The sequence below is a fragment of the Rosettibacter sp. KY25 genome, from assembly GCF_057554405.1.
Genome location: NZ_BAAJAO010000004.1, coordinates 201841 through 216897 on the forward strand (window position 1 = coordinate 201841; position 15057 = coordinate 216897).

General features: G+C 31.3%; 14 protein-coding genes. 7 read left to right on the forward strand and 7 right to left on the reverse strand.

Annotated elements, in window-relative coordinates; genetic code table 11:
* Positions 1-148 precede the first annotated feature (148 nt).
* The 4 genes from AC27L2_RS04310 to AC27L2_RS04325 all read left to right on the forward strand — a co-directional run bounded on the left by AC27L2_RS04310 (position 149) and on the right by AC27L2_RS04325 (position 2559).
* Entirely contained in the window at positions 149-631 is a 483-nt protein-coding gene (locus AC27L2_RS04310) for a Dps family protein (protein WP_487210454.1), read from the forward strand.
* 152 nt (positions 632-783) lie between these two features.
* Positions 784-1434, forward strand: a complete 651-nt coding sequence (locus AC27L2_RS04315; protein WP_487210455.1) for a peroxiredoxin — start codon at positions 784-786, stop codon at positions 1432-1434.
* 499 nt (positions 1435-1933) lie between these two features.
* Positions 1934-2164, forward strand: a complete 231-nt coding sequence (locus tag AC27L2_RS04320; RefSeq protein WP_487210456.1) for an AbrB/MazE/SpoVT family DNA-binding domain-containing protein — start codon at positions 1934-1936, stop codon at positions 2162-2164.
* Positions 2161-2559 carry a type II toxin-antitoxin system VapC family toxin gene (locus AC27L2_RS04325; RefSeq protein WP_487210457.1) on the forward strand — a complete coding sequence of 133 codons (399 nt, stop codon included), beginning with the start codon at positions 2161-2163 and terminating at the stop codon, positions 2557-2559. Before AC27L2_RS04320 ends, AC27L2_RS04325 begins: the two co-directional genes overlap by 4 nt.
* A 77-nt stretch (positions 2560-2636) precedes the next feature.
* Here the strand turns inward: AC27L2_RS04325 and AC27L2_RS04330 are convergent, their stop codons facing one another.
* From AC27L2_RS04330 to AC27L2_RS04360, 7 genes are all read right to left on the reverse strand, one after another.
* Positions 2637-3416, reverse strand: coding sequence for a PTS sugar transporter subunit IIA (locus AC27L2_RS04330; RefSeq protein ID WP_487210458.1), 780 nt, complete (start codon positions 3414-3416; stop codon positions 2637-2639).
* A 2-nt stretch (positions 3417-3418) separates the two neighbouring features.
* Positions 3419-6079 (reverse strand): magnesium-translocating P-type ATPase, encoded by a 2661-nt coding sequence (gene mgtA / locus AC27L2_RS04335; RefSeq protein ID WP_487210459.1) that lies wholly within the window; start codon positions 6077-6079, stop codon positions 3419-3421.
* Between the two features lie 417 nt (positions 6080-6496).
* Positions 6497-7669, reverse strand: coding sequence for a hypothetical protein (locus AC27L2_RS04340; RefSeq protein ID WP_487210460.1), 1173 nt, complete (start codon positions 7667-7669; stop codon positions 6497-6499).
* A gap of 11 nt (positions 7670-7680) precedes the next feature.
* Positions 7681-9024, reverse strand: coding sequence for a NapC/NirT family cytochrome c (locus AC27L2_RS04345; protein WP_487210461.1), 1344 nt, complete (start codon positions 9022-9024; stop codon positions 7681-7683).
* Positions 9025-9138: 114 nt separating this feature from the next.
* Positions 9139-9510: a NifB/NifX family molybdenum-iron cluster-binding protein gene (locus AC27L2_RS04350; protein ID WP_487210462.1), complete on the reverse strand. Its 372-nt coding sequence runs from the start codon at positions 9508-9510 to the stop codon at positions 9139-9141.
* Positions 9511-9530: 20 nt separating this feature from the next.
* Positions 9531-11411 carry an FAD-dependent oxidoreductase gene (locus AC27L2_RS04355; RefSeq protein ID WP_487210464.1) on the reverse strand — a complete coding sequence of 627 codons (1881 nt, stop codon included), beginning with the start codon at positions 11409-11411 and terminating at the stop codon, positions 9531-9533.
* Positions 11412-11418: 7 nt separating this feature from the next.
* Positions 11419-12030: a class I SAM-dependent methyltransferase gene (locus tag AC27L2_RS04360; protein ID WP_487210465.1), complete on the reverse strand. Its 612-nt coding sequence runs from the start codon at positions 12028-12030 to the stop codon at positions 11419-11421.
* 315 nt (positions 12031-12345) lie between these two features.
* Between AC27L2_RS04360 and AC27L2_RS04365 the strand changes: the two genes are divergently transcribed.
* From AC27L2_RS04365 to AC27L2_RS04375, 3 genes are all read left to right on the forward strand, one after another.
* On the forward strand, positions 12346-13227 hold the full coding sequence (locus AC27L2_RS04365; RefSeq protein ID WP_487210466.1) for a substrate-binding domain-containing protein: 882 nt from the start codon (positions 12346-12348) through the stop codon (positions 13225-13227).
* A gap of 5 nt (positions 13228-13232) precedes the next feature.
* Positions 13233-14747 (forward strand): ATP-binding protein, encoded by a 1515-nt coding sequence (locus AC27L2_RS04370; protein ID WP_487210467.1) that lies wholly within the window; start codon positions 13233-13235, stop codon positions 14745-14747.
* 100 nt (positions 14748-14847) lie between these two features.
* A partial coding sequence (locus tag AC27L2_RS04375) for a GxxExxY protein (protein WP_487210468.1) occupies positions 14848-15057 on the forward strand: 210 nt, incomplete at its 3' end.

A 15057-nucleotide genomic window follows, 5' to 3' on the forward strand; every position in this document is an offset into this window, starting at 1 on the left:
AGTTATCCACGATATTTAGTGATTCAATATTACGAAATATCGTTTTAAATGTAAAATCATTTAAAAAAGTTTGTTTTTTGAGCCATTTTTTAAGAAAAATTTTCGGCATAAAGCTTGGCATATAAATGCAAACAATCAAGGAGGAGGTATGAAAACAATATTGAGCAGCGTATCGAAAACGAAAATAGGGGAAATGCTTAAACCAATTTTAGCAGACCAATTTGTTCTTTACACAAAAGCAAGAAATTATCATTGGAATGTAAAAGGAAGTTTATTTTTAACACTTCATCAAAAATTTGAAGATTTATATAATGAACTTGCTGATGATATTGATGAAACTGCAGAAAGAATTCGTGCCTATGGATTATATGCACCAGGAACAATGAGTGAATTTCTAAAATTATCAGAATTGAAAGAAGAAGCTGAAGGAACATATCCTAATCAATTTGAAATGGTAAAAAAAATTGCTGATGATTATGAAGCACTTGCCGAAAGAATAAGAGAAACTGGAGAAGAAATTCAATCTGAGTATGGTGACGAAGTAACGGCAGGAAAATTATACAGTGTTGCTGAAAGATATGAAAAGCATGTATGGTTATTAAAATCAATTTTAGAGGAGGCAAAACAATGATTTGTGATTGCAGTTATGGAAGAAAATTATTTCTTCAAAGTATTTATAAATTTTTTACTTTTATAGCGGTAAAAGTTTTCTCTTCATTCTTTTCTGAAAGACAAACACAATTAGCAAAAAAGTAATTATTAAAAATTAATCGGAGGTTTAATATGGAAGAAGTTAAGGGAGGAATTCCACTTCTCGGCGAAAAGATGCCAAGTCTTGAAGTTCAAACTACACATGGAATGAAAAAGATTCCGGAGGATTATGCAGGCAAGTGGATTGTATTATTCAGTCATCCTGCAGATTTTACTCCTGTGTGTACTACAGAATTTGTGGCATTTGCCAAAAGAAATGATAAGTTCAAAGAGCTCAATGCAGAATTAATTGGACTTTCAATCGATCAGGTTTTTTCTCACATCAAATGGGTTGAATGGATTAAAGAAAAAATTGGTGTAGAAATTCCTTTCCCAATTATAGCTGATGACATGGGGAAAGTTGCAAGTGCTCTTGGAATGGTTCATCCTGGAAAAGGCACAAATACTGTTCGTGCAGTATTCATAATCGACCCAAAAGGAATAATAAGATTGATGATTTATTATCCACAAGAAGTTGGAAGGCAAATTGATGAAGTACTGCGTGCATTACGAGCTTTGCAAATTTCAGACATTAACAAAGTTGCAATGCCTGAAAATTGGCCCAATAATGAATTGATTCAGGACAAAGTAATAATACCACCGCCAAAAGATATAGTTGAAGCAGAAAAAAGAAAGAAAGTTGCTGAAGGTTACGATTGGTGGTTTACTTACAAATCATTGTAGATTTTTTAATGATAAAGCTGTCTAAAAATAATTTTACAATTATAATCCAATTCTGACGGACAATGAAAACTTGTGTATCGAATTAATAGTTTGGCAAATGGTTCTGTGGAAAATCTTGGAATATTTTGTTCAGTAGAATTTATTGCAATCAAACAATCGAAATCTGATGCTGATTTTAATCTGTATTCGATTTTTAACCTGTCCGCTGTATTCAGATGGAAAAATCTTTCAGCCAGGGGCTTATCAGCCTTTGGCTGAACTTTTAGACACCCCATGTCATTTTGTTATGCATACCTAAGACTTTATTACAGCTCTTAAAATATAAAACTTAACTCTTGACAATCAGATAATTATGCAAATTGATAAATGCTGTATCCCTTATTGATATAAAATATGTAAGTGATGGATTATAATTTCTTACTTTCTAATTTAAGTAATACATAATTATATTGACTTACTTTTACAAATATTGTATGTTTATTGAAAAAGGAGTAGTAAGATGGAAACATCTGTAGTAACATCAAAAGGGCAAATTGTGATTCCTGTAAAGATTAGAAGAAAATACGGAATGAAAAGCGGCACAAAAGTAGCAATTATCGAGCAAGAGGGTAAATTAATTTTACAGCCATTAGACAAAAATTATTTTAATAAACTTGCAGGCATTATGGATGAAAAGGGGAAGATGCTCCAATCTTTAATGGAAGATAAAAAGAGAGAAAGGGAGTTATGAAACCAATTGTTTTTGACAGTTATGCTTTAATTGCATATTTGAATAAAGAATCTGGGTATAATAAAGTTGCAGAATTATTTGAGCAATGTGTTGAAAAGGATGTATATGCTTTGATGTGTGTGGTAAATATAGGAGAGGTCTATTATCATGCGCTTCGTGTTGGCGGTGAAAAAAAAGGAAAATTGTTTTTGGAAATTCTAAAGGCTTTACCGATAGAAATCGTAGAGGCAAATATTAATCTTACACTTCAGGCAGCTGAATATAAAGCTTACAATAAGATATCGTATGCCGATGCTTTTGCTGCAGCACTTGCAAAAATTAAAAAGGCTAGTCTTGTAACAGGTGATAAAGAATTTAAAGTGCTTGAAAAAGAAATCAAAATTATTTGGTTGTGATAGTTATTAGAATAACAGAAACTGTTTAAGAATCATTTATCTTTGTGAATTCATTATCAATTGTTTTTAAGTAAATTTTATTTCACTTTAATAGCCACACAATCGTAATTTATTCTTCCTCCTAAATAGTTAGTATAACTTCTTTTTAATATTCGCCAGTTAGATATTTCAAAAGCGCCGTTTATTGATAATAATTCCGAAACATTTGAAGCCTTATCAAGTATGTCTAAAAGCTCTTTATTTTGAGTTAAAGCTATGTGATTTCCTTTCCCATCAATTATTATCATCAGTGGTTCAATTATCAAATTTTCTAAACCTTGAGCTGGCAGCTTTGCGATACTTTCTCTTACTTCAAGCTGAATCATTCTCGCTCGTGCTTCTGGACCAACAACATCCTTCGCAGTGCTAATCATATCGAGCAAATAATTTCTTACAGAGTTTAAGTCGTTGAATGATTTTAATTTATTCTCATCATGCAATTCCATTAAAGCTTTGGCAATATTGGAGACTTCTTTTAGGTATTGATTTCTTTGATTACTTGGAACAAGATACATTATTACAATATGAACAGGATTATTATCAGTGGCTCCATAATTTATTCCATTCGGACTCCATCCAACAGCACATAACAAATCGCCTTCAAATGGAACGCGTGCATGTGGAACAGCAAATCCTTTGCCTAATGCAGTATTAAAACTTTCTTCTCTTTTTAATACTAATCCAGCCACATCTGTATTATTTGGAACGGATGGAATTGCTTCCAAAATATGAGCTAAAAATTGTAATGCATGATTTTTATCATTATCTGGAAGTTCAATTAATCTTCCTTCTTGAAGTGCATCAAGTAGTGTATCCATTTTTAATTATCTCCAAATTTTTTAAAGAACCATGTTTTAATAAAATGTGTTAATATTCCGTATGAAATTAAAATACCTATAATCCAAAACCAGTAAATAAACGGAAGCGGAACCAAACCAAGAGTTTTAGAAAATGGAGAATAAGGAAGCCATGCACCAATTGTCATTATTAATAATGTTGTTAGTGTCATTGGAAGAGAAGCCATACTTCCAAAGAATGGAATTCTTTTTGTCCGAATGATATGTACAATCAAAGTTTGAGTTAATAATGATTCTACAAACCATCCTGTTTGGAATAGACTTTCTAAATAACTTTTTTGATGAAGTGCAATTTCTGGATTGAGATAATTCTTTGCATGAAAGAAGAACCACATAACTCCAAAAGTTACATAATCAAAAATAGAACTAATCGGACCAATAAAAATCATGAATCTCTTTATATTATCGATGTTCCATTTTAATGGCTTTTCGATTAATTCTTTATCAACATTATCTGTTGGAATTCCAGTTTGAGAAAAATCATAAAGAAGATTATTGGTTAATATCTGAACCGGTTTCATTGGCAAAAATGGGAACAAATAACTTGCACCTAAGACGCTGAACATATTTCCAAAATTAGAGCTCGCTCCCATTCGAATATATTTGATAATATTTGCAAATACTTTTCTGCCTTCAATTATTCCTTCTTCAAGCACCATTAAACTTTTTTCGAGAAGAACAATATCTGCAGATTCCTTGGCAACATCAGCTGCACTATCGACCGAGATACCAACATCTGCAGCACGGAGTGATTGGGCATCATTAATTCCATCTCCCATGTAACCAACAACATGTCCAGCTTCTCTTAATTCATAAATAACTTTTTCTTTTTGTGAAGGTGATAGCTTAGCGAATACATTTGCTTCTTCTATAGTTTTTCTAAATTGTTCGGGAGTCATTCTATCAATTTCATCACCGGTTACAATTTTTGTTATTTTAAGACCTACATCATTACAAACTTTTTTAGTTACTAAGGCATTATCGCCAGTAAGAATTTTTACTTCAACACCATTATTGTGCAAAGCTGCAATAGCTTCTGCAGCAGATTCTTTTGGCGGATCAAAAAAGGCAATATAACCAAGAAGAATCATATCACTTTCATCAGAAACTGTAAATGTCTTTTTCTCTTTTGGAAATTCTTTATATGCAATTGCTAAAACTCGATATCCGTCATTGTTCAAATCCTCAACTTCTTCATAAAGGTCATTTTGAATCATTGGAATAAGTGGATAGATTTCATCATCAACTTGATATCGATTGCTTACAGCAAAAATTTCTTCAACAGCTCCTTTACAAATCAAAACATGGTCACCTTCATATTCAACAACAACAGACATTCTTCTTCTTTGAAAATCAAATGGAAGCTCGTCAACTAATTGACATTTTGCTTCAACATTCAAATCGATATGAGAAATTATTGCGCGGTCAATTAAATTTCTTAAACCAGTTTGATAAAAACTATTTAGATAGGCATACAGCAGTACATCATGACTTTCTTTACCGGTAATATCAACATGTTTTTCTAAAACTACTTTATCTTGTGTAAGGGTTCCTGTCTTATCTGTGCAAAGAATATCAATTGCCCCAAAATTTTGAATTGAGCTGAGATGCTTAACAATAACTTTCTTTTTAGACATTGTTAAAGCACCTTTAGCTAAATTAACAGTAACAATCATTGGAAGCATTTCGGGTGTAAGACCAACTGCAATTGAAAGTCCAAATAACAATGCTTCAAGCCAATTTCCTTTTGTAATGCCTACAATCATAAACACAACAAAAACCATTACTACCATAAATCGAATCATCAAGTAAGTAAAAGATTTTACTCCTTTATCAAAACTTGTCTGAGGCCGTGTTTCTGTTAATCGTTCTGATATTGAACCGAAGTAAGTTTTTGTACCAGTGTTAACAACTATACCTCGAGCACTTCCGCTGATGACATTGCTTCCCTGAAAACAGGCATTTTCAAGTTCAAAAACATAATTAGTTTGATTTTTTTGAGGTTCTGCTTTTTTCTCGACTGGCATCGATTCGCCGGTTAAAACAGATTGACTCACAAAAAAATCTTTGGCACTAATTAATCTTAAGTCTGCTGGTATAATTGAGCCTGCTTGAAGAAGAACTACATCACCCGGCACAATTTCTGAGATTGGAATTTCAATTTCTTTTCCATCTCTTAATGCAATTGCATGAGTTTGAACTCTTTTGCCAAGTGCTTCTACTGCTTTATTTGACCTTCTATCAAGAACATAAGATAATCCAACACTTAAAAGCACCATGCAGCTTACAATGAATGTAGATTTGATTTCTCCTATTATTCCGGAAACTATTGCAATTATTAAAAGCTGAATTACAAGAGGACTTTTGATTCGATTAAAAATGTCTCCCCAAAAACTTAATGTTTTTGTATGAGCAAGTTCATTTTTGCCGTATTCATCTAATCTTCGTTCTGCTTCTTCGCTGCTTAAACCTTTTACAGAAGTTTTTAATTTTGTAATTGCATCCTGAACTGAGGAACGACAAATATCAATTAATAATTTTTCTTGCTCAGATAAAGCATGAGGTGCTTTAGCTTCTTTCGTAAATGTTGAAGAAGAAACTTTTGAGAAAATTGATTTTGTCATTATATCACCTACTGCTTTTGTGAATTATTTTTATAAAGCACAGTAGTTTAATTAAAATGATTTATAACTTTAGTGAAAAGAATTTTTATTTCGAAATGTGATAATTAGCAAAAGTATTTTTCATTGGCATTTCCTTCAGTTGAAACCAACCTGGAAATGAACCAATGAAAAATTTAGAGGCTCATTTCCAAGGCGAGTTGTTTGGTTAAATATGTTGTATTGTTTATGTTGGCGCCAGGTTCGTCTGAATCGGGCATTTTATGTCCTTAACTATTTAATATACTTTACAAAAATAATTAATTTCTGTTTTAAAACTACTTGTATTATTTATTTTTAATAATTAATGGTAATTAATAGTCAAAAAGTTTTGATATAAAATTTTTCAAGAGGACGGCATTTAAGCCGTCCTCTTTATCATTAGAAAGCTGAAACTATACCAACTGCAATTTGACCATATTTTTTTTCAATGTTGTAAGTATACTCACCAATTAATCTTATGTTTCTTCTTATTAAATATCCCAAACTCAAAGTGCTACTGATATAATCAAGATTATCAAAATCCGAGTCAACCCAATTGTAGAGAGCTACTGCATACCATTTGCTTTCATCACCTTTTGGTGTAAATATCAATTCAGAAAATAATCCTTTTGTTTTAAGGTTCTTAAAATAAAATTGTGCCTGTTCATCTTTTCTTTGTGCATATTGGAAATTAAACTCAAGTTTATCTTTTAATTTTATTGTGAGGTCTGGTCCCCACATTGTAAAAGTGTTTGTGAATTTTCTTTGTAAATCATCTTCAAGTTTTTCTTTTCCATAATAACTGAAAAAGCCAATTCTTACATTATCAGTTATATCCTGTGAAATTCTGCCGAAGAAATTTTTGTAATTATCATCATCAAAAATTCTAAAGCTGTTTGCAGAACCTATTCCAGTTCCATTCAAAACTTCAAAAACAAGGTCTGTACCTGTTGGTAAGCCATAAGTTAGCATTAAACCTCTGTCGTAAGTTAAATTAGCTTTTGATAAGCCAGGATTTACATCGTAAATTTTATAGTCTTCAAAAGTCAAACGCAGTTCTCTTTTGAAAAGAGGGTCGGAAATTTGAAATTGTCCAACATACAAATCTAAATCCTGATTAAATAAGTTATTGAACATTAAAAACGCATCTTCCAATCCGGCTACTTCACCACGTTCACTAAAGAAAAAGTAGAAATAATACGAAATATTGTTTGTAATTGCTCCGCCAGATAGTAATTTAATTAAATATGGTGCGCTGAAATCAAGTTTTTCTGATTTAAGATTATTGTAAGTAACATAACCTTCGAGTCTAATTGCAATAGGAAGTTCGCGCAGAAGAGAAAGTTGGTCGTCCCCTGTATCTATAAAATATCTTGGTGCATCTTTATCTCCAAGCACAAATCCATTACCTGCAAATTCATCTCCATATGGTTTTAATTTTGGAAAAGGAGAATGACATGTTTGACAGCTCATATTGTATTTTCTTGCAAAAGCTGGAATCGCAAATGAGTTTTGAGTTATAGAAATAAGCATTATAAAAAAAAGAAATATTGATAAGTAAATTTTTTTCATGATATCACCTTTTATTGTAGAATTGTAACTTCAGTTGAATGTTCATTTACTTTTACAATTTGTGATTCACTTTCTGGGACACCAAGAAAATCTGCAACTGGTTTAACAAGAAGTTGATAGTTTAATGTAGCAGTTACTTTTAATTTTCCAGGTGCAATATTATAAGGCACTTTGAAAGTGAATGTTTCTATTTTTGTTTCACGAGGGCCAATTCTATAATCAACGCCAAGTTTTGCTGTATTCCATTGTTGAATTGTCATTCTCCCTTGAGGGTCAAAATATGGCATTCTAAAAATTCTATCACCAATAGGAATTCCATCTCTTTGAACTCCTTTGAAGTTGGGGTCATTCAAAGCAATTCCCATATCCTGATATGCAAGCACATCACTTCCAATTGTATATTCTTCTCCTTCAAAACCTTTTTTGTCAACTGGTAAATGATAAACATTTCCTTTTGAATCAACGGCTTCTACATGCAGCCAGACAATTCTATCTTCAACAGAGCCAGTTGGAAATTTGTGTCCTGTTTTTTGATTGAACAAAGCTACAGTAAATTTAACAACGCTTCCCGGCTCAACTTCTCTCACATCAGGATTAATTCTTAATTCAATTACTCCTCTCACTTTTCCTGGATCATGTGCGCCATGGAAAAGATGTAATCTTGCATCAGAATATTTTTCTCCCATTGATGCTGTTTTGAATTCTGCTTTTGGCATGTGACAATCCTGACATTGAACACCTTCTTTATAATATGGACCTTCTTTCCATTCGAGATGCGTTGATTTTACCCATGCACCGTATGGGGATTTTTCGTTATGACAGATTCCGCAGAAATCACCAGTTTTCATTATTGGATTAACTTCAATTTCATGAGCTGGTGATTGAATCTTTGGCATTCGAGAAGCATATTTTACTTTTCCGGGTTTCATTATGTAATTGAAGTTATATGGTGTATCGCCAGCAAAACCTGCAATACTGTGGCATACATCGCAGGATACTGATTCATTTGCTCTTGAGTTTTTACTTGGAAGCGGTGGAGGAACATCGCCTGATACATAAGCAATTGGTGAATGGCAACCATTGCATCCAGCTTTTACTTCTGCAACTTTTTCATCTTTTTCTGCATGAGGAACAGCTAATTTAAAATATTCTATTTCATCCCATTCATGCGTATATGCCTGAGACATCATTGCCTGTTTCCATTGCTGATAAAAATCTGTATGACATGCTGAACCGCAGTATTGAGGAGTTTTAAAATCATCATATTTTAAACTCCCCATCGCAGTTTGTGAATAAATTATTAGTGGAAATAAAATGTAGATAAAAATTAATGAAGTGATTTTTGAGAGCCTCATAAAACCCTCCAATTGATTGAATAATTTCTATTAAAAGCTAATAAAATGTATTCCAATAAACAATTTTATTTAATCTAATTTTATCACTTATTAATTTCATTTTTGATTTATTATTTATTCATTGTGATGTTTATGACCATGTCCAATACTTCTTTTGGCTGTTGGTTCATTTAATTGTAAAAGTTCACCTCTTAAAAATTTATCAATTGCTTCTTGAACTGACATTTTTCTTGCAAGATAGACTTTGCTTTCAGGAGTATTAATAATTTCAAATGCATGAGGACCAATATTTCCAACAATAAAAGCTTTTACTCCTTTATTTAGAAATTCTTGAAGATTTTCATGATGATGTCCTTCTTCAATATTTTCTATTGCATCAAAAGATTTTGTTTCTGTGTTGTAGAGAATATAATAATTTGCATGTCCAAATCTTTTTGCAACGAGTGAAGATAAATTATTTGAATCTGCTCCAATTAGTATTAACATAATATCACCTTTTAATTTGTTTATAAATTTTTTGCAATAAAATATCCGCTTTGAATTGCAGAAACTGCATCGCCAATTTTATCTGCATCTCCAACTACATAATATGGAATTTTTCCTTCTAATCTTTCAATTAATTCTTTGTTTGGTCTCATTCCTGCTGCAATTACAAAAACATCAATGTTTTCTAATATATGTTCTTTATCTATACCATTTGCTTGAATGAAATAAACTTTATTGCTGTCAACTTTAGTAACTCTTGAGTTTGTAAATATCTGAACATTTGCTAGTTTCAATTTCATCAGATTTAACTTGCGAGTAACCATTTCCATATCGCGAGCAATGTCTTCAAGCATTTCAATGATTATAACTTTATTACCATAATCTACCAAAGTGTTTGCAATTTCAACTCCGATTAGACCGCCGCCAATTATAATCACATTTTTATTTTTTGGAATATTAAATTCATATAAAATTTCGGCCCAATGATATTCTTTCAATCCTTCAATTTGTGGAATGAAAGGTTTCGAACCAGTTGCAATAATTACTCCATCGTACTTCCCAATTAAATCTTCTGCAGTTGCTTCTTTGTAGATAATATCAATTTGTGCATCTTTAATTTCATTAATGAAGTAATCGATTTGTTTTTGTAAAGATTGTTTTTGTGATGGAAGCGGTGCAAGATTAAATTGTCCGCCAAGTTTGTCTTTTTCGAACAATGTAACTTTATGACCTCGCTGTTTCAAAGCTAAAGCAGCCTGCATTCCTGCTAATCCACCTCCGACTACTGCATAATTTTTCTTTTCATTTGCAGGAGTAATTTCTTCAAGTTCTCTTCCAACAAGTGGATTGATTTCGCACTGAAGACCTTTGCCAATTTTTATTCTTCCCAGGCAGCCAGTTAAACAAGAACTGCAAGGACGAATTCTTCCTTCAACTTGTTTTAAATATTTGCCAACAAAATCAGGGTCTGCAATTAAGGCTCTTCCTATTGCAATAAAATCTGCAGCGTTGTTTGATAATATCTCATCAATATCTTCTGGTTCATTTATTTGTCCAACTGCTATTATTGGTATCGAAACATTTTCTTTTATCTTTTTTGAAAGTTCCCATGTTTTCCCTTTAGGAATAAAATGATGTTGGTAATACCATGGAGAACTCATGCAAATATCGCCGCTTGTTATATGAAGAGCTGCTATATCTTCCAATTCAAGAATTTTAGCTATTTGTATGGTATTATTTATTGTTAATCCGCCTTCATACTTTTCATCGCCGCTTAATCTAACAATGATTGGAAGATGAACTGAAGATTTTATTTGTCTTAAAATTTCTAATCCAAATTTCAAACGATTTTCAAAACTGCCGCCATATTCATCATTTCTTTTATTTGAATTTGGAGAAATGAATTGAGCAATTAAATAACCAAGACCAAATTGAAGTTCAATAAAGTCATAGCCAGCTTTTTCTGCTCGAATTGCTGCATCGACATATTGCTGTTGAACAATTTTAATTTCTTCAATTGATAATGCTTTTGGTTTTGGACCACCATTAGGACATTCAATTTCTGATGCTGATACATAAATATTATTTGGCAATTTTGGATTTGCCATTCTACCAGGATGATTGATATGTGCAACAGCTTTTGCACCGTTGCGATGAACTGTTTCAACTAATTTTTTGTGTCCATCAATTTTATTATCATCATCGATTCCAATCTGAGTTGGTAATTCACGAACTCTTCTATCTATAAAAAATGGTTCAAAGATAACTGCCGCAACATGTTTAGAACGTTTGTTCCAAAAAGCAAGATGGCGTTCAGTAATACTTCCTTCTGAATCACCATAACCAGTTTTAACTGGCGACATAAAAAAATTATTTCTTAATTCAATGTTTTTTAATTTCATCGTCAACTCACTTAGTTAAAACAACGATGTGACTTGTAAAAGGTTTATTTTTAACTTCTTTTATAATTTTTAATTCAGCCTTTTCAGCTAAAAATATTAAGCCGCCATTATGAACATAATTTTTATAATTTTTGTAATGTTCATTTCCAGCTGCAAATTCAACTACTTCATTCAATACACTCCAAAATCCATTTGGTTTTGGAACAAGATAATCACCAATTATAATTTTGTCTGTTACATTTGAAATATCTTTTAATAATTTTATTCGTTCTTCTTCATTTACTTCGTGAATAACATAAGTCATAACTGCATAATCGAAATGATAGTTTTTAGAAATTATTTCTGAAATATCGGCGTGCAAAAAAGAAATTTTCTCGTTTGGATATTTTGTAAGATTTGAATTTGCTTTTTCAATATTTCTTGATGATAAATCTATTCCTAGAACAGATTTACTTTTATCAGCAATAGTAAATGAAAATCTTCCTGTTCCACAACCAACATCAATAATTGTAGAATTTGGCTCAATTAAATTCTTAATTATCAAAAATAATTTATCTTGGTTTGGAGCTATGAATTTATCATAGAACCAGCCATCATACCAGTGAGTTTTGTTTATCATATCAAACTATAATTAGTGTTATCGATTAGATGAAATTGGTTTAGAAAAGATTCTGTATAATAAAGGAGAGAAAACTCTATCAATTATTAGAAAAAAATGAAATGTTAGATTACTGGATATGTAGAATAATTTGAAATTATTTTTTAAGAAAAGTTTATTCTGAATAGAGCATATCATTCAAAACTATTTTATTTGCATAAAATTGTGTGAATAAATGTGCGTAGAATTTGTCTTTATGATTCTTTAAGTATTTATTTATGTGTAGTTTTGATTTTTATATATTTGATTTAAGAAAAAACATAATTCTATTTAACCATGAAAAATATATTAATTGCCATTACACTACTAATAAATTTTATATTTCTTACATCGTGTGAACAAACTCATAATGTTAAAGAAATAGATTTAGCGAATGATAAATCAAATTTTGATTCTGTTAATAATCAATCCCAATCTAAAATTTATGTTGCTGTCTCCACTATGATTTCACCGATTGAAACTTTCAACCTTTACAAGGATTTGATAGATTATATTTCGTTTAAACTTGGTGTTCCGATTGAATTCAAACAAAGAAAAACTTACAGAGAAGTAAATGAATTGCTCGCTGAAAATAAACTTGATTTTGCTTTTATATGTACCGGAGCTTATCTCGAAGCTATGTATAAAATTCCTATTGAGATATTAGTGGTTCCAGTTGTTAATGGAAAACCACATTATCAGGCATACATTTTAGTCAACAAAGATAGCAATATCAATTCGTTTGATGAACTAAGAGATAAATCATTTGCTTTTACCGATCCGCTATCCAATACCGGATATTCTTATGTTGTAAACATTCTTAAAGAAAGAAGAACAACGCCGGAAAAGTTTTTTAGCAAAACAATTTTTACTTATGCACACGACTACTCAATTCAGGCAGTTAAAAGGAAATTAGTTGATGGTGCAACTGTTGATGGATTGGTTTATGAGTATCTGAAACATTTTCAGCCAGAAAAAATTGAAGGAGTAAAAATCATTCATAAATCAATAGACTTTGGAATCCCGCCTTTTGTAGTGCAAAAAAATCTTGATAAAAATCTCAAAGAAAAATTAAGAAAAGTTATGCTTGAAATGCATCTTGATACAGAAGGCAAAAAGCTACTGAACAAAATTATGATAGATAAATTCATACTGGCAGATGATTCACTTTATAGATGAGAATTATGACAACAGTCAAATTTAAATTACCTCTTTTTTGGAAATTCTCTCTTGCTATTATTATAATCGTTCTGACTTTTGGTTCTATCAATTCACTTCTTATATATAATAATGTTCAAACGGCTTTACAAGCAGAAACTGAAAAACGAGCTTTATTTATTGCAAGAAGTATCGCCAACCAAATTACTTCATCAATTTTGTTTGAGGATTATATTTCACTGCAGAATGCTATCAGCAGCATTAAAGAAATTGATGAAAATATTTATTACATCTTTATTTCTGATAATAAAAATAATGTTCTGGTTCATACATTCAGTACAGATTTCCCTACAGAATTGATAAATGCAAATACTATCAAAGAAAATCAATCATTCAACACGCAACTTTTGCTGCTTAAATATTTAAATAATGAAATTATCCTTGATGTTGCGGTTCCTATACTCGATGGAAAGGTTGGCTTGGTAAGAGTTGGATTGAAAGAAACTTCAATTATTGCAGATGTTCAGAAGACAGTTAATATTTTCTGGTTAATGGTTGCAGCTTTTCTTACAGTGGGAATTATTGGTGCATTTGTATTCGCAAAGTTTATTACCAAGCCTATAAAAGCAATTCAAAGTGTTGCGGAAAATATTGAACTGAATCAAATTGGGAAACAAGAAATTCCACAAATTAAAATTCGTGAAAAGTTTCTTGATAGAATTAGAATGCTTTTCAGAGCAGAAGATGAAATCGATATTCTCGCTGATAAATTTAATCAGATGATTCTTCGTCTGGATAATGCTTATCGTGATTTGCAAAATGCTCAATCAACAATTATTCAATCAGAAAAACTTGCAACTGTCGGAACTCTTACTGCTGGACTTGCTCACGAGATAAATAATCCAGTTGCAGGTATTCAGAATTGTATAAGAAGAATTAAAAATGATCCCTCAAACATCGAGCAAAACAAAAAATATCTTGTTATGATGGAAAATGCAGTTGAAAAAATTGAAAAAGTAGTTGGTAATCTGCTAAACTTTTCAAGAAGACAAAGTGGTGATTTTATGAGTTTGTCTATTGATGAAATTGTTGAAAATTCTTTATTGCTCGTGAGTCATAGATTAGAAAAACTCAGGATATCAATTACTAATTATCTGTCTGCTGATTTGCCAAAGATTAAAGGCAATAAAAATCAGCTTGAACAGGTTTTCCTTAATTTGTTGATAAATGCTATTGATTCGATTGAAGAAAAAAATCAGGTTAATCCGGATTGTGAAAAGAGAATAATACTTTCTGCTAGAAGAGAAAACGATTTTCTTAAAATTCAAATACAGGACACCGGTAAAGGGATTCCAAAAAATTTATTAGAAAAAATTTTCGATCCTTTTTTCACAACAAAATCTCCGGGAAAAGGAACAGGACTTGGATTATCCGTAGTGTATAACATTATTGAAACACATAACGGAAAAATTTATTTTGAAAGTGAAGAAGGAAAAGGAACGATAGTAAATTTACATTTGCCGATTTATAATATAACTTAGTGTGACTTTGTGAAGCCCTTCGTGTTCCTTTGTTGTGAAAAAAAGAATTAACCACGAAGGACGCAAAGGATTTTCACTAAGGAACACAAAGGATATAAAAATGAATGAAGAAGAAATATTTAAGAAAATTTTAGATTGTTCATTTAAAATTCATTCTGCACTTGGACCTGGGCTGTTGGAAAGTGCTTATGAAGAATGTTTGTGCTATGAGCTTAAAAAGTCTGGATTAAATTTTAAAAAGCAGAAACCTCTTCCTTTAGTTTATGAAGAAGTAAAACTTGATGCGGGATATAGAGTTGATATTTTAGTA